The sequence below is a fragment of the Pyxidicoccus sp. MSG2 genome, assembly GCF_026626705.1.
GTDB lineage: Bacteria > Myxococcota > Myxococcia > Myxococcales > Myxococcaceae > Myxococcus.
The window spans coordinates 12,269,818-12,289,887 of the sequence record NZ_JAPNKC010000001.1 but is presented as its reverse complement, the minus strand read 5'-3'; the positions used below and the strand labels follow the sequence as shown (position 1 = coordinate 12,289,887).

Below are 20,070 nucleotides of genomic sequence, written 5' to 3'. Positions count from 1 at the left end.
CATGGCCGCACCCATCCTCGAGGTGGACATGGAGCACCCGTCGCCGCGCCACCTGCAGCGCGCGGTGGAGGTGCTCGAGCGCGGCGGGCTGCTGGCCTACCCCACGGACACGTATTACGGCCTGGGGTGTGACCTCAGCTCGAAGAAGGGCATCGAGCGGCTGTACCAGCTCAAGGGGCGCGACAAGAAGAAGCCGCTGTCCTTCCTGTGCCCGGACCTGTCGGACGTGGCGCGGTACGCGCACGTGAGCAACTTCGCGTACCGGACCATGAAGGGACTCACTCCGGGTGCGTTCACCTTCATCATGGAGGCGACGCGGCTGGTGCCGGATTTGATGATGTCCAAGCAGAAGCAGGTGGGCATCCGCGTGCCGGACGCTCCGTTGGTGCGCGAGCTGGCCCGGTTGCTGGGCCGCCCTCTGGTGACCACGTCCGCGACCAGCACGGAGGGTGTGCCGCTCACGGACGCGAAGGACATCAAGGCCGAGCTCGGACACGGCCTGGACCTCATCCTTGACGGGGGCGTCACACTCAACGAGCCCTCCACCGTGATTTCACTCATCGGCGATACGCTTGAAATCCTGAGGCAAGGCAAGGGTAGGCTAGGGGATTGACCGACAAAGGGGGGAAGTCTTGGCACAGGGGGGAACAGCGCCAGGAGCCGTGGATGTACCGGAACAGGTACCTGGGCTGCTCGAGTTGTTACTGTTGTTACTCTTCCGACCGGTGGACCTGCACTACCGGCTGCGGGCCGCGGGCATCCGCGTGCCGGGCGGCCGTATCGGCCAGCTCTGGCGTGAGCAGGCGGAGGGGGGCAGGGCCGCGGGCCTCTACGTGAAGCGCCTGTTGCTGTTGCTGGTGGTGGGCTCGCCGCTGATGACGGGGGTGCTGGCGCTGGTGCTCTTCGGCGCGGGGATTCCGCTGCAGCGCGGGTGGGGCCTGTCGGCGCTGTGTTGCTCGGCGGCGGGACTGACGCTGGCCCTGGTGTCGGGGCTGGCGTCGGGTGTGCTGCTGGGCTCGCTGGCGAGCCTGTCCATGCTGGTGGGGCTGCATGCCACGGCGGGAGGCGCCTTCGGGCCGCTGCTGGGCGGCATGGCCGGCGTGGCGGTGGGCACGTGCCTGGGCGTGGTGGCGGGGCTGGCGTCGGGCAGCATCGCGAGCATCTCCGGCGGGCGCGGCCCGTCCGTGGTGCGGGTGCAGGTGGCGGCCATCTTCACGAGCGTGATTCCCATGCTGGTGTGGAGCGGCGCGTCCAACGTGTCCTTCGCGGGGGCGGTGGCCGCGAGCTCGCTGGTGGCCTTCCTGGTGAGCGCCTTCCGGCTGCCGCTGTACGCGCTGGAGGTGCTGGCGTCGGCGGTGGCGTACGCGGTGGAGCGGTGGACCGGGAAGCCCACGCTGAGCTGGGTGCCGGTGCGCCACCACAACCTCAGCTACCTGCCGCACCCCTTCCTGGGGCGGCACCTGGCGCTGGCGGTGCGCTCGCGGCCGGCGGAGGTGCTGGCCGTGGCGGATGCGTGCCTGCGCTCGCCGGGCAACATCCTGGTGGGGTGGCCGTGGGTGGTGCAGGCGTTGGAGGCGGCCTCGGGGAATGGGGCGACGGAGCCACGGAGCTGAGACGGTGGCTGGGCCTCCGCGTGCCGGGGTCTGTAGGGCGGCGGGTGGGCCTCGGTGGGCTGTTCCGGTGTGTGGCCGGGGGCCTTGTAGGCCGCCGGCCGTGGGACGCTGAGTTGCCTCGGCGCGGGCCTCCGGTACGGTGGCGGCCATGGAAGGGTTGCTCGACGCGTTCATCGCCTTCATCCGCGCGGAGCGCGGGCTGTCCGGCAAGACGGTGGACGCCTACGCCGCGGACATCACCGCGTACTTCGAGGACCTGCGGGCGCGTGGCCTCGACGACGTGACGCGGGCGAAGCAGGAGGACGTGTCCGCGCACCTGTCCGCGCTGGGCAAGCGGGGCGTGGGCAAGCGCAGTCAGGCGCGTCACCTGGCCGCGCTGCGGGGCTTCCACCGCTTCCTCGTCGCCGAGCGCATGGCCGACAAGGACCCGACGGAGGACCTGGACACGCCGCGCTCGGCGAAGAAGCTGCCCTCGTTCCTCACGCTGGAGGAAGTGGAGCAACTGCTGGCCGCCCCTGACGAGCGCACGTCCACGGGCCTGCGAGACAAGGCGATGCTGGAGGTGCTGTATGCCACCGGCCTGCGCGTCAGCGAGCTGTGCGGCCTGGGGCTCAACGACATCCAGCTCACCGCGGGCTACCTCGTGGCGAAAGGCAAGGGCGCGAAGGAGCGTCTCGTCCCGTTGGGCCGCGTGGCCATCGAGAAGGTGCAGGCCTACCTGGAGGCGTCCCGGCCGGCCGTCATCGGGAAGCGGCAGTCGAAGGCGCTGTTCGTCACGCCTCGCGGTGGGGGCTTCACGCGACAGGGCTTCTGGAAGCTGCTCAAGCGCTACGCGCTGAAGGCGGGCATCCGCAAGCCGCTGTCACCGCACAAGCTGAGGCACTCGTTCGCCACGCACCTCGTGGAGCGGGGGGCCGACCTGCGCGCCGTGCAGCAGATGCTCGGCCATGCGGACCTCGCCACCACGCAGATCTACACCCACGTGAACAGCGCCCGCCTGCGCTCCGTGTACGACGAGTTCCACCCGCGCAGCGACGTGTTCGTCCCCAAGCCGAAGAAGCGGAAGACGGCGTCGTAGGTGCAGAAGCCCAATGATTCCAGTGGGTTGTGTCAGCGGAAAATCGGCCGAAAAAGAATCGTCATGGGGCATGTAGAGAGCGCGCGCCCGGCTTCGACATACCCATGACAGCGCGCCCGATGACGGGTCGCTGGTACCGAAAGGGAGTCGACCATGAAGTACATGCTGATGATGAACCACCCGGGCAAGGGGCCGTACCAGATCTCCAGCTGGTCGCAGGCTGACTTCAAGGCGCATATCGAGTTCATGAAGAGCTTCGCCAGGAAGCTTGGCGCGGCGGGCGAGCTGGTGGCCGCCGAGGGCCTGGCCGGGCCCGACCAGGCGAAGATCATCCGCGCGGGGAACGACGGCAAGCCCATCACCGACGGCGTGTTCGCCGAGTCGAAGGAGTTCCTCGTCGGCTACTGGATCGTGGACGTCGAGAGCACCGAGCGCGCCTACGCCATCGCCGCCGAGGCGTCCGCCGCGCCCGGCCCTGGCGGCAAGCCGATCAACATGGCCATCGAGGTGCGGCAGGTGATGAGCGCGCCGCAAGTCTGAGTGCACGTGAGGCCCGCGTCACCCGACCCCCGGAACGAGCACCTGCTGCGCGAGCTGGCGCCGCAGGTGCTCGGCGTGGTCATCCGCCGGTTCCGTGACTTCGCGGCGTCGGAGGACGCGGTCCAGGAGGCCCTGCTCGCGGCGGCCACGCAGTGGCCTCGCGACGGCGTGCCGGATGACCCGCGCGCGTGGCTGATTCAAGTCGCTGCGCGGCGCATCACCGACCACGTCCGGGCCGAGGCGGCGCGTCGCCGCCGCGAGGAGTTCGTGGTCAGCCTGGTGCCACCGGAGCTGCAGTTGGTGTTCGGCGCCGACAGCGACGAGGCGGCGGGGCGGGACGACACGATCGTCCTGCTGTTCATGTGCTGCCATCCCGCGCTCACGTCGGCGTCCGCCATCGCGCTCACGTTGCGCGCGGTGGGCGGCCTGACGACGGCCGAGATTGCCAAGGCGTTCCTCGTGCCCGAGGCGACGATGGCGCAGCGGATCAGCCGGGCGAAGCAGAGCATCAAGACGTCCGGCGTCCCGTTCCAGTTGCCCACGCCTGAGGAGACCGCGCAGCGGCTCGGCGCGGTGCTGCACGTGCTCTACCTCATCTTCAACGAGGGCTACACGACGAGCTCCGGCCCCGAGCTGCAGCGCACGGACCTGTCCAGCGAGGCGATCCGCATCACGCGCATGCTGCATTCCCGTCTGCCCGACGATGGCGATGTCATGGGCCTGCTCGCGCTGATGCTCCTGACGGATGCCCGGAGCGCGGCTCGGACCGCGCCGGACGGGATGCCCATTCCACTCCCCGAGCAGGACCGGGGCCTGTGGAACCCGGAGGCCATCGCCGAGGGCATCGCGCTCGTCACCGCGGCGCTGTCGAAGGGCTCGACGGGGGAGTACCCATTGCAGGCCGCGATTGCCGCCGTGCACGACGAGGCGGCGCGCGCCGAGGACACGGACTGGCCGCAGATCCTGGCGCTGTACGAGGTGCTGATGGGGATGTCCGACAACCCCATGGTGGCGCTCAACCACGCCGTCGCCACGGCGATGGTGCACGGGCCGCAAGCAGGGCTTGCATTGCTGAAGGCGCTCGACGCCGACGGGCGCCTGGCGGGGCATCACCGGCTCGATGCCGTTCGCGCACACCTGCTGGAGCGGGCAGGGGAGACGGAGGCGGCCATCGCGAACTACCGCAAGGCGGCTGGCCGGACGACGAGCATTCCGGAGCGCAACTACCTCATCACGCAGGCGGCGCGGCTGAGCGACGCGGGGGCGTAGAGCGCGGCCTTGCGGGAGTGGGTGCCCTGCCAGGTCATGTGCCGTGCGCTCGGAATGATCCGCCGCCGCCGCGCGCTTCCTTCACACGCGCGGCACGTGGCGGCGGGCCCCTGTGGCCCGCGACGCCACTCTGAACGAGGCGCTGTAACCCTCGGGGCTACATGCCGCCGTGCGTCGCAGGGTGTTTCCACGCGGTTCGGGACGGCCGCGCCTTTGCAGCATTCACGCCCGCCCCAACGCGCACGCACGACAGGGACATGGGCGCACACCCCCACGGAGCTCAACCATGAGACTCAAGAGATTCTTCCCAGCTTTCCCACCCATCCACCGTCGAGCGGGCATGGGCGCACTGCTCGTCGCGTCCTCGCTGTTCGCGCTCACCGCGGAGGCCGCCCCCCTCAAGGTCGTGACCATGGGACTCGGCACGGGCACGGTCACCTCGTCCGTGTCGGGCACCATCAACTGCAATGAATCCGGTGGCCCCGACTGTGACGAACCCTATGGGTCCGTCACCGTGACGCTCACCGCCACGCCCGGTGCGTTGTCCACCTTCGGTGGATGGGACACCGACGCCGATGGAGCCACCACCGGGCCCCCCTCGGACTGCACGGGCATGGCGCTGACCTGCACCCTGAACATGGCCACGGCGAAGTCGGTGAGGCCGGTCTTCAACCTCACGACCCCCGTCCCCACCATCACGGCCGCGGACCCGACCAACATCACGGCCGCCGAAATCCAGACGTACCTCTCCCTCAACCCCAGCGTCGACACCGTGGCCCGCTTCGTCGCCGCGCTGCCCGCCCCGTTCAAGTACAGCCCCATCATGATGACGCGCTCGGAGAGCCTGCAGACGGGCACCGCCGAGTACCCGCGCATCCTCCTGTCGAGCATCAACGCGAAGTCCGTCTTCTCCATCGGACCCATGCAGCACACCGCCTACCCGGGCTCGCATCCGGACGTCATCGAATACATGCAGTGGGACGCGGCCACGAAGAACTTCCGCTTCCACGAAATCATCCTGAAGCCCATCCCCGCGATGGGCGCCATCCCGCCGCGCGTGCGCACGGTCGAAGTGGATGACTTGAAGTGCTCGAGCTGCCACTCGACGCGGAACGTGCTCAACCGGTCGACCCTCCCGGGCACGGACGGCCTGCCCGTGGGTATCATCAAGACGAAGAACAAGCCCAACTGGGACCCCTATGACAGTTGGGGCGGCATGATGCCGTTCAACCGGGACCGGCTGTATCAGGGCTCGCTGGACACGGCCGCGTACCGCAAGCTCTACAACCCCTGGACGTGGCGCAACAACCACGCCATCCGCTCCCTGATCGAGCAGTTGCGCCTGCAGCCCCCGCTGGGCGGGTTGCCCGCCGCCGACAAGATCACCCGCTTCCGCGGTGGTGCGGGCGACGGCACGCCCCAGTTCTCGTTCGACGCGTCGGCTCCGATTACGGCCGAGCCGGCTCCGGTGGGCTCCAGCCCGGCGGTCTCCTCCGCGTACAACTTCAACAACACGCCCCCCTCGGGTCCGACCAGCTCCATCATCCGCCAGGGCACGTTCATCACGCTGTTCCACCACTCGGGATTCACCGCGGGCGAGGGACGCGGCGTCCAGCTGTTCGACCTGCTCGGCGGCCTCGACGGCACCCTCAACCAGCAGCGCGTCGCGGATGAGATCGCGAGCCACCGCTGGGCGACCGGCAACGTGTTCATCGACCCCCGGCCGGTGGCCCTGGCCATCGCGAAGAACTGCCTCACCATCGGCTCGGGAGCGGTCACCAGCCCCTACGGGGCCCTGACGTTCGATCAGACCTTCTTCACGTCGCGCCACGGCGGCAACAACATCAACGCCATCCGCACCGACACGGACATCCGCGAGAAGAGCGTGCCGCGCCGGAAGGTGGACATCCAGAAGTTCAACCTCGACCGGAACGGAGACCAGTACGTGGTCACGAGCGGGCCCGCGGTGAACGGTCTGGTCCCGCAGTACGGCGCCGCGACCACCGCGGGGACGAGTGCCTCGTTCCCCCGCCTGCGGAGCGAGGTGTTCCGCCGGATCATCGATGCCGGCGGCGCTGACGCGACGAACATGGGCGGCCTCTTCGTGGACCGTGAGATCTACAGCCAGAACACGACGCCCATGGCCCTGTACCGCTATCTCCTCGAGCCGCTCGGTATCTCGGTGGACAAGTGGTCCATGGGCGTGCGCGGCCGGTCGCGCACCTATGCCTTCGCCGACATCTTCCCAACGTACAACTCCGCCCTCCAGACTGCGATCCAGGCCAACCTGACCGCCGACCCCATCCCCGGCCTCACGTCGCCCTACGCCTGCGCCAGCCTGATTCCGTACGTGAACTCCACGCTGGCGTCGCTGCCTCCGGCGAACGCCGTGCCGACGTACACGGACGTGCAGCGCATCTTCAACAAGAGCTGCGTCGAGTGCCACGGCGGGCTCAACTATCCGCCGTACTCCAACTACGGGACGGCCCTGAACCTCGCCGAGGACCAGTCCGGCCTGCTCGTGAATCCGCTCACGGCGCCGCACGCCGATGCCCTGGCCCGGGCCACCACCCTGACGGGACCGCTGTACAGCCGCATCACGGCCACGTCGGAAGCCTGCCCGGGCGGCTTGATGCCGTGTGGCGGGCCCGCGCTGAGCCAGGCGGACATCGACACGATTCGCCGCTGGATCGTGGGTGGCAATCCCTCCACGTGGGGTGACCCGCACCTGACGACCATCGACGGCGTGCGCTACGACTTCCAGAGCGCGGGCGAGTTCGTGCTGCTGCGTGATCCGGGGATGGAGATCCAGGCGCGGCACATGCCCGTGCAGACCGAAGGCCCCGTGGGGCCGGACGCGCACACCGGGCTGACCTCGTGCGTGAGCATCATGACGGCGGTGGCGGTACGCGTTGGCAACAACCGAATCACCTACCACCTGAATCCCGAGTGGCGAGACGGGCTGGAGCTGCGCGTCAATGGCAAGCCCGTGCAGCTCGGCACGGAGCTCCTGCTCGCCGGCGGCGGGCGCATCGTCCGGACGCCCTCGCAGGGTGGCATCCAGATCGAAGGCCCGGGTGGGACGCGCATCATCATCACCGTCGATTTCTGGGCGTACTATCAGGTCTATTACATGAACGTCAGCGTGCAGCAGGCGCGCGCCACGGAGGGCATCCTCGGTCCCATCGCCCAGGGCAACTGGCTGCCGACGCTTTCCGACGGGACGCAGCTGGGGCCTCGCCCGACGAACCTGTACGATCGCTACATCCAGCTGTACGAGAAGTTCGAGGACTCCTGGCGGGTGACGAACGCCACGTCGCTGTTCGACTACCTGCCCGGGTACTCCACCGACTCGTACACGATCAAGGAATGGCCGGAGTACAAGGCGGACGTGTGCAAGGTCACCAAGCCGCCCGTCGGGGTTCCGGTCAAGGACGCGCTGAAGTCGATTCCGATGGAGCAGGCCTTCGAGATCTGCCACGCCGTCGTGAACGGAGACCGGCGCCTGCAGTGCGCGCAGGACGTGGCGGGGACGGGCGACCCGATCTTCGCGCACACGTTCGTGGAGTCCGAGACGATTGAAGCCAACAACGCGCCCGGCATTCCGGGGCTGGTGTTCCCGAGGGACTTTGCCATCGCCTCCGCGACGATGACCTTCCAGTGGGAGGGCACCTTCGACAAGGACCAGGACACCGTCCTCTACCGGCACTGCGTCTGGAGTGTGGATGAGGACTTCACCTTCCAGACGTGCGAGTCGAAGCCGACGCGCGAAACCGCCAGGACGGTGACGCTGGAGTCCGGCAGGGACTACCTCTGGAAGGTCATCGCCGAGGACGGGAAGGGTGCCAGCTCCGAGAGCGTGACGTGGCGTGTGACGGCGAAGCAGTAGCCGCCAACGCTGGAGTCTGAGTGAGGAAGGGCCACCTCCGCGCACGCGGGGGTGGCCCTTTCCGTTTCGCCCGTCAGGCAGGGCTCAGGTGCCCACGCCGACCACCGGAATGCCGTACGGGTCCGTGCTCGCGCGCCGCGTCGCGGAGGCCGACTCGCTCCCGGGCAGGGACGCCACGCGGATGAGCCCGGTCGCCATCAGCCGGTGCACCGAGCGCGACGCCGCCAGCTCTCCCATGGCTGCCGTGCGCAGCGCCTGCCGGATGCTCCGGCTGCCCCGCAGCTTCGAATACAAGTACAGGTCATCCGCCGTCAGGTCCGGCGGGGTGGGGCGCGGAATCGGCTCGAAGACGAGCCGCCCGTCGAGCGCGAACAGCTCGTCGCTCAGCGCCAGCGTCAGCCGCACCTCCGCTTCGCGGTACAGCGCGTGCGCCTCCGGCACCGGGCCGCGCTCCAGCACCTGCGCCGCCAGCGCCACCGCGTGGTCGTACTTCCCCGTCTCCAGGAAGCGCTTCACCAGGTTGAGCAATTCCGCCAACTCCGCCGCCTCGCCCACCTTCGGGCCCTTGGGCCGCTGCGGCGCCAGCGCTCCGCGCCGGTACAGGTGCAGCACCCAGCGCGCGGCGAACAGCGGCCCCTCCTTCGTGTTCGCCAGCATCTCCCCCAGCGTGGCCCCGCCCGACGCCAGGTCCAGCAGCACGTCCTCCTCCTCGGAGAACGTCTCCACCGCGAACTCACGGAACACGCGGAACGTGACGTCCTGCCGGGGGAAGATGTCCCGGAACACCCCCCACTCGCGCAGCCGCGACACCGCGTCCCGGTGCAGCGTGGACAAGGGCAGCTTCAGCCCTACCGCCCGGCCAATCACCGGCAGCCCGGGGGTGAACTCCACCTCGCCCGACTCCCAGTCGTAGCAGTCGAAGAGCGCCTCGCGCGCCTTGTGCTCCATGGCCTCGATGAGCCGGGGCAGTTCCACGAAGCAGCGCTGCACCAGGAAGGTGCCGTAGGGCACGCCGGCTCCCTCGGCCGCCTCGAAGGCCGCCGCCGCCCGAGGGGCGTCCAGGATGCGCAGATTCACGAGCACCTGCGCCAGGTGCTCGCGCGCGTCATTCGAGCTCTCGCCCACCAGGAAGCCGTCCTTCACCTGGAAGCACCGGCGGATGGCTCCTCGCTCCACCCGCAGCGTTCCCTCCACGCCGGCCCCCGTGAAGAGCGGTGGCATCACCATCTGCAGGCGATAGCTGGCGAGACTCCCGTTGAATGACTCCATGCCGGTGCATCCTCCCGAGGTAGCTCAACGAAGTGCCCACGCGTGCTCGCAGGGGGTGCTGCCAGGGTATCGTCCCACCCACCACCTTCTCATTGCAAGTGCCCGGATTTCCTGGGAATTTTCCAGGGCGCCGCAAAATTTCACGAAAGGATGGGGTGGGTTTCCAGAAGCGGACGGAAGCACCGCAGCCGCAACGGAAGGTTGCAGGGTCGCGGCGGGTGTGCGAACCAGCCGCGTCCACCACCCGTCACTCGAGTTGGAATCGATATGCGGATTCTCTCAGGCGTCCAGTCGTCCGGAAAGCTGCACATCGGCAACTACTACGGCGCGATTCGCCAGTTCGTGCAGCTCCAGGACGAGGCCGATTCGTACTACTTCATCGCGAACTACCACTCGCTCAACGAGGTGAGGGATCCGAAGCGGGCCCTGGAGCTGACGCGCGACGCCGCGGTGTCCTATCTGGCGCTCGGGTTGGATCCGAAGAAGGCGGTGCTCTTCCGCCAGAGCGACGTGAAAGAGGTGCTCGAGCTGTACTGGCTGCTGGGCGTGGTCGCGCCTGTGGCCCACCTGGAGCGGGCGCACAGCTACAAGGACAAGGTGGCTCAGGGGAAGAGCCCGGACTTCGGCCTCTTCGCGTACCCGGTGCTGATGGCCGCCGACATCCTGCTCTACAGCGCGGACGCCGTTCCGGTGGGCAAGGACCAGATCCAGCACATCGAGTTCGCCCGCGACTGGGCGGTGAAGTTCAACGTGCAGTACGTGCCGGGGTACGACCCGGCCGACCCGGACGGCAAGGAGCGGGGCCACGCGCCCGGCATCCTCAAGCTGCCCTCGGCGCGCATCCAGTCCTCCACCCAGACGGTGCCCGGCATCGACGGGCGGAAGATGTCCAAGTCGTATGGGAACACCATCGACCTGTTCGGGGACGACAAGGAGCTGAAGAAGCGCATCATGTCCATCAAGACGGACTCCACACCGGTGGAGGCGCCCAAGCCGGTGCCCGGGGCCAACGGGAAGGTGGCGTCCGAGTCCCCTGGAGCTCCCCAGCCGGGGGAGGGGGCTCTCGTCTCCGAGGTGCCGCTCTACGACCTCATGAAGGTGATGCTGCCCGAGTCCGAGTTCCGCGACGTGGACGCGTCCTGGAGGGCGGGCGGCAAGGGCTACGGGGAGTACAAGAAGCTGCTGCTGGAGGCCTTCCATGCGACCTTCGGCCCGGCGCGCAAGCGGTACGCCGAGCTGGCAGGCGACCCGGCCGAGCTGGAGCGCATCCTCCAGGACGGCGCCACCCGCGCCCGCGCCGAGGCGACCCAGCTGATGGACAAGGTCCGCCGCGCCGTGGGCATCCCCTGAGGTGGAGTGACTGAACGGGCTTTCACTGCCGATTGTTTGACCCACCAGAGGGGCACTGCTAAGGAGGTGTGTCCCCCCGACTCGCGCCTCAGGCCAAGGAAAGTCGGGCCTTTGCGCGATGACGAGCCGTCCCTCACACACCTTCGAAGGCAGCCCAAGGACCTCCGGTGAGTGAGGGCCGCCGCGCACCGGCCGAAGAGGGCCTCGGTGATGGGGAGTTGCCCCGCAGCCCGGGTGACGCCTTCCGCGTCGCGCTGCCCAGCTTCGAGGGTCCGCTGGACCTGTTGCTCCATCTCATCAAGGAGCACCGGGTCGACATCTTCGACATCCCCCTGGCGCTGATCACCGAGAAGTACCTTCAGCACCTGGAGAAGATGCGGGAGATCAACCTGGACATCGCCGGTGAGTTCCTGGTGATGGCCTCCACGCTGGCCCTCCTGAAGAGCCGCATGCTGCTGCCCCGGCAGGACGCGGCGGCGGTGCAGGAGGGCGCGGAGGCGCTCGCGGCCATCGAGGAGGCGGGCGACCCGCGCGCGGAATTGGTGCGCAGGTTGCTGGAGTACCAGAAGTACAAGGACTCCGCCGAGCACCTCGCGACGCAGGACATCCTTGGCCGCGACGTCTTCACCCGCAACGTGCCGGTGGAGGCGGTGCCCATCCCCGAGGAGGAGGTGGGCCTCCAGGAGTTCAGCGTCCTCAAGCTGATCGAGGCGCTGGACCGGGTGCTGGAGCGATTGACGCCCAAGCTGCAGCATGAGGTGGTGCGCGAGCGGGTGACGCTCTCCGAGGCCATCCTCCGCATCATCGAGCGCCTGCGGCCGCACGGACAGGTCCTCTTCGAGAGCCTGTTCAACGAGCAGGAAACGCGGACGCGGCAGGAGGTGGTCATCACCTTCCTGGCCATCCTGGAGATGGTGAAGCGGCGGCTCATCCGGGTGGTGCAGGACGAGCCGCTCGGCCCCATCCTGCTCCTACCCAACGGGGACGCGCTGGAGAAGCTGGCCCCCACGGAGGTCGACGACAGTGACTACCGGTAGCAACGGCCCCGAGGACGAGACGCCCGCCCCTGGCACGCCCGGAGGCCCCGGCCCGTTCTCCGAGGACGAGATCGCCGCCGTCACCGGCCCCGGCCCGGCGGATGACCTCGACGAGGTGGAAGCCGTCGCGATTGAAGAGGACTCGGACGACACCGTTCCGGACCTCGAGACGTCTTTCGAGAAGCTCATCACCAAGAGCCGGAAGCTGTCGCCGGACCGCATCCGCACCGTCATCGAGAGCGTGCTCTTCGTGGCGGAGCGGCCGCTGTCGGTGGACGAGCTGTTCATGGCCACCGGCATCGACCGGGCGCTCATCGCCGAGGCGATCAACCAGCTCTCCGGCATCCACCGTGACGGCATCAGCGGGATTGTCCTGTATGAGGTGGCCGGGGGGTGGCAGTTCCGGACGGACCCGCACTCGGGCGAGTACGTGCGGCGCTACCTGCGGGTGAAGCCGCAGCGGCTGACGCGCGCGGCGGTGGAGACGCTGGCCATCATCGCGTACCGGCAGCCGGTGACGCGGCCGGAGATTGAAGACATCCGCGGCGTGGACTGCGGTGCGGTCCTCAAGGCGCTGATGGACCGCAAGCTGGTGAAGATATTGGGCAAGCGCGAAGAGGTGGGGCGTCCCATCCTCTACGGGACCTCGAGAGAGTTCCTGGAGTTCTTCGCCCTGAAGGACCTGTCGGCCCTGCCCACGCTGCGTGAGTTCCACGAGCTGACGCAGGAGCACCGGGAAATCGTAGAGAAGGAAACGCAGCCAGCGCCGGCTGCGGCAGGAACCGTGGACACCCTGGCGGACCCCGGGTTTACGAAGCGGATGGAGAAGAGCGCGGCGGCGAGTGAGGCCGCGCTGGAGGAGCTGGAGGAGGCCATGGAGGCCGCTGACCGGACACAGAAGGTCAGCTCCAGCGTCCTGGACACGCCCCCGAAGCCCGTGACGGGCGAAGAGGGGCCCAAGCCCGAGTAACGGGCAATGACGGAAGAAGGCATAGATGGCTGCCGAACGATTGCAGAAGTATCTGGCCCGCGCGGGAGTGGCTTCGCGCCGGCACGCAGAAGAGCTCATCACCGCGGGCCGAGTGACGGTGAACAACGAGACGGTGACGGAGCTGGGCAGCCGGGTGGAACCGGGCACGGACCTGGTCGCGGTGGACGGGACGCTGGTGACTCCGCCGGATGAGTCCTCGTACTACCTGCTCTACAAGCCGATTGGCGTCGTGACGACGCTGTCGGATCCGCAGGGCCGGCCCACGGTGGCCAACTACGTGGAGGAGACGGGCAAGCGGCTGTTCCCGGTGGGACGGCTGGACTACGACGCCGAGGGCGCGCTGCTGTTCACGGACGATGGGGCGCTCGCGCACAAGCTGACGCACCCCAGCTTCCAGGTGCCGCGCATGTACCTGGCGAAGGTGAAGGGCGCGCCGGACGCGGCCACGCTGGACAAGCTGCGCGGTGGCGTGCGGCTGGAAGACGGCATGGCCACGCCGCTGTCGGTGGACGTGTTCGAGGCGGCCGAGCGGAACACGTGGATCAAGATTGTCGTGGCCGAAGGGCGGCCGCACCTCATCAAGCGCCTGTGCGCGGCGGTGGGCCACCCGGTGGTGCGCCTGTTCCGTCCGGCGTACGCGGGCATCGGCGTGGAGGGCATGCGCCCGGGTGAGCTGCGCGCGCTGAAGAAGGGCGAGGTGGAGCAGTTGAACGAGGTGTCCGAGGGCCGGGCGCAGCCCGCGGCCGTGGAGCTGAAGCTGCCTCCGCGCCGTCACGGGCGCGCGGCGCCGGGCTTCGAAGGGGACGAGGAAGAGCTGTCGATGGACGATGAGTCGCCCGCGCCTCGCAAGGCGAAGTCCGGGATGGCGCGCACGGCGGCCAAGGCTGCGCGTGCCATGGATGCGCGTCCCGAGAAGCGTGAGCGGAAGCCGGCGGCCGGCGGTGGTGCGGGCCTGGCTCGCTTCGGCCGTGGGCGCGGGGCGGAAGAGGGCGCTGGCGCGGGTCGTCCCGTGCGCAAGTCGTGGGGCGGTGACGAGGGTGCGCCCCGGAGCCGCGGCGCGGGTGGTGAGGACAAGCCGCGTGGCCGGAGCTTCGGTGCCAGGGGCGCGGGGGGGGAGGACAAGCCGCGTGGACGGAGCTTCGGTGCCGGGCGTCCGGAGCGTGGCGCGGGTGGTGAGGACCGTCCGCGTGGCAAGAGCTTCGGCGCGGGTGGTGAGGACAAGTCGCGTGGTCGTGGCTACGCGGCCAGGGGCGCGGGTGGCGAGGACCGTCCGCGTGGCAAGAGCTTCGGCGCGGGTGGTGAGGACCGTCCGCGTGGCAAGAGCTTCGGTGCCAGGGGCGCGGGTGGTGAGGACCGTCCGCGTGGCAAGAACTTCGGTGCGGGTGGTGCGGACCGTCCGGTGCGCAAGGAGTGGGGCGCCGGTGGTGGCGAGGGCGGCGCGGGCCGTCCGGCTCGCAAGGAGTGGAGCGGCGGCGAAGAGGGCGGCTCGGCTCGTCCGGCACGCAAGGCGTGGGGCGGCGAGGAGGGTGGCTCAGCCCGTCCGGCGCGTAAGGCGTGGGGCGGCGAGGAGGGTGGCTCAGCCCGTCCGGCGCGTAAGGCGTGGGGTGGCGAAGAGGGCGGCTCGGCTCGTCCGGTGCGCAAGACGTGGGGCGCCGGTGGTGACGAGGCTGGTGCGGCTCGTCCGGCGCGCAAGGCGTGGGGCGGTGGTGACGAAGGCCGTGCCCCCCGTGGCGCGGGCCGTCCGGAACGCAAGGAGTGGTCTGGCGGCGGCGACGAGGGCAGTGCGCCCCGGAGCCGCCCCGAGGGTGGCGCGCGCGGCTTCGGCGGCGCCGGTCGTCCGGAGCGTGCCGGTGGTGCGCGTGGTTTCGGCGGCGCGGGTCGTCCGGAGCGCGCGGGCGGTGCGCGCAGCTTCGGTGGAGCCGGTCGTCCCGAGCGCGCCGGTGGTGCGCGCAGCTTCGGTGGAGCCGGTCGTCCCGAGCGCGCCGGTGGTGCGCGTGGCTTCGGCGGCGCGGGTCGTCCGGAGCGCGCCGGTGGTGCGCGTAGCTTCGGTGGCGCGGGTCGTCCGGAGCGTGGCGCGGGGGGGGAGGACAGGCCTCGCGCCCGTGGCTACGGCGTCGGCGGCGCGGGTCGTCCCGAGCGCGGCGCGGGCGGCGAGGACCGGCCGCGTGGCCGGAGCTTCGGTGCCGGTGGCGCGGCCCGTCCGGCACGCAAGGCGTGGGGCGGTAGTGACGAAGGCCGTGCCCCCCGTGGCGCGGGTCGTCCCGAGCGCCGGGAGTCCGGTCCCCGCGCGGGCGGCGCGGGCCGTCCGGAGCGCAAGGAGTGGTCGCCGCGAGGCGCCGAGGGTGGAGCGCCTCGGGGCCGGGGTGGCGCGGGTGCTCGGGGGGCAGGCAGCCGTCCTGAGCGCAAGGAGTGGAGCCCGACCGACTCGCGCGGCAATCCCAACGAGCGCGTCGTCCGTGCCGGCCGCCGTGGCCCCGCCGACGAGCGGGGAGGCTCCCGAGGAGGCGGTGCAGGCCGACCCCCTCCGAAGGGTGGTCCCCGCCGTCCCCGCTGAGAACCTGCGCGGTGGTATAACGGGCGCCGAATCTTCCACCGTTTCCCGCAGCGGAGACCGATGCGAACCGGCGCGCGCCCCTTCATCCTCGTCCTGGCACTGGTCCTCGGCTGCAACGGCAGCCGGGACCAGCTGCTCGCCGACCTCCAGAGTCCCCGTCCGGAGGTCCGCGCCCTCGCCGTGAAGAAGCTGGCGGGACAGGGCAACGCGGACGACCTCGTCCTGTTCACCCGGGCGGCCAAGGACCTGGCCGCCATCGTCCGGGCCGAGGCCGCCGTGGCACTCGGTGAGAGCCAGGACCCCCGCGTGGTGGACCTGCTCGGCGAGCTGCTCGAGGACGCGGACGAGGACGTCCAGGGGCGCGCCGCCATGGCGCTCTCCAAGGTCAAGAACGACAAGGCCAAGGCGTACCTCACGCTCCAGTACGGCCGCCGCGGCCGCGCCACGCGTCAGGTCATCGTCCAGGCCCTCAAGAACGCCAACGTCCCCGACGCCATGGCGGAGGTCGTCTCCGCCGAGGCCAAGGCCCAGTGGGACCGCAACCTCCTCGCCTTCACCGAGGGCGTGCTCCCCGAGCGCGTGGGCGCCGCGGAAGAGCTGGGCAAGAGCGGGCGTCCGGAGGCGGTGAGCCGGTTGCTGCCGCTCGTGCGCGACAGCCAGGTCATCCTCGCCGCCGCCGCGGTGCGGGGCCTGGGCGACGCCCGGGACAGGCAGGCGGTGGGGCCCATCGCCCTGCTGCTGGACGAGAGCTTCCCCGAGCTGCGCGAGTCCGCCATCACCGCGCTGATGAAGCTGCAGGACCCGGCCGTCGCACAGCGGCTCCAGGCGGTGGCGGTGGAGAAGAGCGCGGTGAGTCCGCTGGCGCTCGACGCCATCCTCGCCTTCCCGCGCGCGCCGGAGACGAACGCCGCCCTGTGCGCCATCGTCCTGGACGGTGCTCCCGCCGAGGCGATGGACGCCGGCAGGAGCATGCGCGCTCGCGGTGGCTGCCCGGTGGACCCCATTGGCGAGCGGCTGGCCCGCCCGGCCACGGCCGCCAGCGGGCTCCAGGCCGTCATCGGACTCGGGCCCACGGCGCAGCCGCTGTTGGCCAGGGTAACGCCGTGGCTCAACCAGCCGGACACCGCACTGCGGAACCTCGCGGTGGAGGCCGTGGCGGCGGTGGGCGACGCGTCCTCCGTCCCCGCGCTGCAGAAGCTGTACGAGCAGGAGGTGAAGGGGCTGGAGGCGATGCGCGCCGACTGGGTGACGCAGAAGCTGCCGGAGCGCTACGGCCCGGGCTTCGACCCGGCCACCTCGCCCTCCGAGCCGCATGCCCACGGCGCGGCCGACGGGGATCGTGCCGCCAAGCACGCGACGCTCTTCGAGCGCGTGAAGGCGCTCAACGCGGCCCGCGCGAAGGAGGCGGGGCAGTCGCTGGTGCAGCACCGCGTGCCCACCGAGCTGTACGACGACGTGGAGCCGGAGCGCCTGGTGCCGCTGGCCACGGTGCTGCGCGCGCTGGGCGCGCTGAAGGCCCCGGGGGCACTGGAGCTGCTCAAGGGCTACAGCCAGGACGCGAGCACTCCCCTGCGAGTGGCCTCGCTGGTCGGGCTGGCCCGGCTGGGGCCCGAGGGCGTGGAGGTGGCGAAGGCGGGGCTGCTCGAGCCCGAGCGTGACCTGCAGAAGTCGCTGGCCCAGGCGCTCGCGGAGTCGGGCGAGGCCGGTCAGGCGGCGCTGATGGAGCTGCTGCCGAAGATGGGCAGCGAGAAGCTGCTGGTGCTGGACGCGCTCACGCGGGGCCCGGGCGTGCCGGCGGCCTCGGCGTCGGCGGCGCTGCAGACGGTGGTGCGCGAGGGCGGCCCGGAGGCGGCGCTCGCGGCGGAGCTGCTCGGACGGATGCAGGCGAAGGACGCGGTGCCCACGCTCATCAAGGCGCTGGACGAGCCGAACAGCGTGGCGCGGCGGGACGTGCTGCTGGCGCTCGGGGCCATCGGTGACACGCAGGCGGCCGAGGTGGTGGCGAGGGACTTGTTCCACGACCTGCCGGAGATTCGCGCCGCCGCGGCATCGGCCCTGAAGAAGATTGGCACCCCCGCGCAGGCCGAGTCGCTGGCCGCGCTCAAGGGGGACTACTTCCGCTCCGTCCGCGAGTCCGCGGGCGCGGCGCTGACGAAGGACGGCACCGCTGCCGGGGGGGCACGTTGATGGAGCTGCGCAAGCTCAAGGACAAGGCCACCGAAGCCTTCACCAAGGGCCGCTTCTCCAAAGCCGCGGAGCTGTACGAGGAGTACTGCCGGGCCGACCCGAAGGACCTCCAGTCGCGTCTGCGTACGGGGGACGCCTGGGCCAAGGCCGGTCAGCGGGACCGCGCCATCTCCGCGTACCAGTCCGCCGCCGAGGGCTTCGCCAAGGAGGGCTTCCTTCCGCGCGCCATCGCCGCGAGCAAGCTGATCCTCGAGCTGGACCCGGCGCATCGCGGCGTGCAGCAGATGCTCGCGGACCTGTACGCGCGCCGGGGGACGCCCGCCGGTGCGAGGGCCCGTGGCCCCATGGGCAGCGCGCTCTCCGAGGCGCCGGTGCCGATGTCCGCGCCTGTCTCGACGTCGCGGCTGCCCGCCGAGGTCCGGGCGGCGGTGGCGGAGATCGACCTGGAGGTGGACGTCGAGGGTGACGGGCTGGCGGCGACGGGGACGCCGGTGGACCTGTCCTCCGAGCTGCCCGCGGAGCTGTCGCTCTCCGTGGAGGCACCGGAAGCGGGGGCCCGGTCCGGCTCGGAGGAAGTGGTCCTCCACTCCGTGAGCGTGGGGCTGTCGGATGACGCCGGGGAGGCGCGCGCCGAAGGGGAGGTTGACGACGAGCCCATCCTGGTGGGCGAGCCGGTGGAGGACGCCGGGCACGCCGAGGCCTCCGCGGAACCGTTGCCTGAGGTCGGTGGCGTTCTGGAGGGGGTTGCCGCAGCTGAAGTGGCACCCACGCGCGAGGAGGCGCGGGCCGCTTCCCCTGAGGTGACTGCATCCCCGGGTGCGCCGAGCGCGCCTGCCCCGGCGGCGGTCGCTGCCTCGCCGAAGGACACCGTGCCTGCCGCGGCGAGCACGCCTGCTCAGCCCGCTGTCGCGGCCCGTCCCGCGACGTCTTCGCTGCCTCCGGGCCTCGCGCCGCGCACCTCCCAGCGCGTGGCCGTTCCGACCGCGCTCCAGTCTCCGCCGACGCCGAGCAATACCCCCGTGGAGGCGGCGCCGTCCGCGCGGACTCCCAGCGGGAAGTGGAAGGCCCTCTCGTCGCCCATCGGTGACTCGAACTCGGCAGCGTCCACCGTGAGCCCCTCGGAGCCCGCTCCCACGAGTGCCTCCTCCGCGCCTCCGGGCCTGCGCCCGCGCCGTGCCGAGCCGCAGGCTCCCGCCGGTGCCACCGCGCTCCCGTTGCGCGAGCTGTCGCCAGAGCTCGGCGCGTCGCTCCGGGAGGCGGTGGGGGCATCGTCGTTCACGGAGCTGGAGCTGGAGGGCGACTCGCTCCTGCACGCGGTGGAGCTGGCCGCGCAGGCCGGGCTGAGCCAGCGCGCCGCCATGGCCATCCCCTCGAGCCCGGAGGAGGAAGAGGTCTACAGCCTCACCGAGGAGGTCGGCGCCGACGGCCGCTCGCTGAGCGACCTCCCCACGGTGCCGTTGTTCTCGGACCTTCCCCGCGACGCCTTCATCGAGCTCTTCGAGCGCTGCCCGCTGCGCCGCTTCGGCCCGGGTGAGCGCATCATCGACCAGGGCACCCGCGGCGACGCCTTCTACGTCATCTGCGAGGGCACCGTGCGGGTCTTCCGGATGGAGGACGGCCAGCGCCAGGACCTCGCGACGCTGGAAGGCGGTGCCTGCTTCGGTGAGATGGCGCTCCTGTCCGGCGCGGCGCGCACCGCCTCCGTCGAGAGCGCGTCCGACGACACGCAGCTCCTGGAGATCTCCGCACCGGTGCTCGCCGAGCTGTCACGCAGCTATCCGCTGGTAGCGCAGGCGCTGAAGAAGTTCTGCCGGCAGCGGCTGCTGACCAACGTGATGAACACCTCCGCGCTGTTCCGGCCCTTCAACCGGAAGGACCGGCGCACGCTGGTGGAGCGCTTCCGGGCCCGCGACGTCGAGCGCGACGAGGTCATCATCCGCGACGGCGACCAGACGGACGGCCTCTACGTGGTGCTGTCCGGCGAGGTGGAGGTCAGCAAGGACGGCCACCTGCTGACGCGGCTGAAGGAGGGCGACCTCTTCGGAGAAATCTCCCTCCTGCAGAAGACGCCCGCCACCGCGACAGTGACGGTTTCGCGGCACACCACGCTGCTGCGGCTGCCGCGCGCGGACTTCGACGCGCTCATCTCCAGCCACCCGCAGATCCTGGTGCTCATCTCCGAGCTGAGCGACGAGCGCCTGCAACGCACCCAGCGCGTGCTGGGCGAGCGCTCCTCCACCGGCCAGCTGCCGGAAGAGGTCGACGAGGAGCTCATCCTGGTGTGAGGCGCGCG

Annotated in this window: 13 protein-coding genes; 12 read left to right on the top strand and 1 reads right to left on the bottom strand. The window is 70.5% G+C overall.

Features of this window, described 5'->3' with window-relative positions; genetic code table 11:
• Position 1: 1 nt before the first annotated feature.
• From OV427_RS46770 to OV427_RS46745, 6 genes are all read left to right on the top strand, one after another.
• Positions 2–613 carry an L-threonylcarbamoyladenylate synthase gene (locus OV427_RS46770; RefSeq protein ID WP_267862741.1) on the top strand — a complete coding sequence of 204 codons (612 nt, stop codon included), beginning with the start codon at positions 2–4 and terminating at the stop codon, positions 611–613.
• Between the two features lie 19 nt (positions 614–632).
• Positions 633–1,613, top strand: a complete 981-nt coding sequence (locus OV427_RS46765) for a hypothetical protein (RefSeq protein ID WP_267862740.1) — start codon at positions 633–635, stop codon at positions 1,611–1,613.
• Between the two features lie 148 nt (positions 1,614–1,761).
• Complete coding sequence (gene xerD, locus OV427_RS46760; RefSeq protein WP_267862739.1) at positions 1,762–2,691, top strand: site-specific tyrosine recombinase XerD; 930 nt, start codon at positions 1,762–1,764, stop codon at positions 2,689–2,691.
• Between the two features lie 153 nt (positions 2,692–2,844).
• Positions 2,845–3,231 (top strand): YciI family protein, encoded by a 387-nt coding sequence (locus OV427_RS46755; protein ID WP_267862738.1) that lies wholly within the window; start codon positions 2,845–2,847, stop codon positions 3,229–3,231.
• 6 nt (positions 3,232–3,237) lie between these two features.
• On the top strand, positions 3,238–4,500 hold the full coding sequence (locus OV427_RS46750; RefSeq protein WP_267862737.1) for an RNA polymerase sigma factor: 1,263 nt from the start codon (positions 3,238–3,240) through the stop codon (positions 4,498–4,500).
• A gap of 340 nt (positions 4,501–4,840) precedes the next feature.
• A complete protein-coding gene (locus OV427_RS46745) occupies positions 4,841–8,389 on the top strand; it encodes a VWD domain-containing protein (protein WP_267862736.1) in 3,549 nt (1,182 codons plus the stop codon).
• A gap of 84 nt (positions 8,390–8,473) precedes the next feature.
• Here OV427_RS46745 and OV427_RS46740 read toward each other — a convergent pair whose 3' ends face one another.
• The gene (locus tag OV427_RS46740; protein WP_267862735.1) at positions 8,474–9,658 is read right to left on the bottom strand and encodes a DUF4388 domain-containing protein; all 1,185 of its coding nucleotides are present in this window, start codon (positions 9,656–9,658) and stop codon (positions 8,474–8,476) included.
• Between the two features lie 267 nt (positions 9,659–9,925).
• Here OV427_RS46740 and trpS point away from each other — a divergent pair, with 267 nt between their 5' ends.
• The 6 genes from trpS (at position 9,926) to OV427_RS46710 (ending at position 20,062) form a co-directional block, all read left to right on the top strand.
• The gene (gene trpS, locus OV427_RS46735) at positions 9,926–11,008 is read left to right on the top strand and encodes a tryptophan--tRNA ligase (RefSeq protein ID WP_267862734.1); all 1,083 of its coding nucleotides are present in this window, start codon (positions 9,926–9,928) and stop codon (positions 11,006–11,008) included.
• Between the two features lie 167 nt (positions 11,009–11,175).
• A complete protein-coding gene (locus OV427_RS46730; protein WP_267862733.1) occupies positions 11,176–12,045 on the top strand; it encodes a segregation and condensation protein A in 870 nt (289 codons plus the stop codon).
• Positions 12,032–13,015 carry an SMC-Scp complex subunit ScpB gene (gene scpB / locus OV427_RS46725; RefSeq protein WP_267862732.1) on the top strand — a complete coding sequence of 328 codons (984 nt, stop codon included), beginning with the start codon at positions 12,032–12,034 and terminating at the stop codon, positions 13,013–13,015. The genes OV427_RS46730 and scpB overlap by 14 nt, the downstream gene beginning before the upstream one ends.
• Positions 13,016–13,040: 25 nt before the next feature.
• On the top strand, positions 13,041–15,590 hold the full coding sequence (locus tag OV427_RS46720; protein WP_267862731.1) for a pseudouridine synthase: 2,550 nt from the start codon (positions 13,041–13,043) through the stop codon (positions 15,588–15,590).
• Positions 15,591–15,650: 60 nt separating this feature from the next.
• Positions 15,651–17,777, top strand: coding sequence for a HEAT repeat domain-containing protein (locus OV427_RS46715; RefSeq protein WP_267862730.1), 2,127 nt, complete (start codon positions 15,651–15,653; stop codon positions 17,775–17,777).
• Entirely contained in the window at positions 17,777–20,062 is a 2,286-nt protein-coding gene (locus OV427_RS46710; protein ID WP_267862729.1) for a cyclic nucleotide-binding domain-containing protein, read from the top strand. The genes OV427_RS46715 and OV427_RS46710 overlap by 1 nt, the downstream gene beginning before the upstream one ends.
• Positions 20,063–20,070 lie beyond the last annotated feature (8 nt).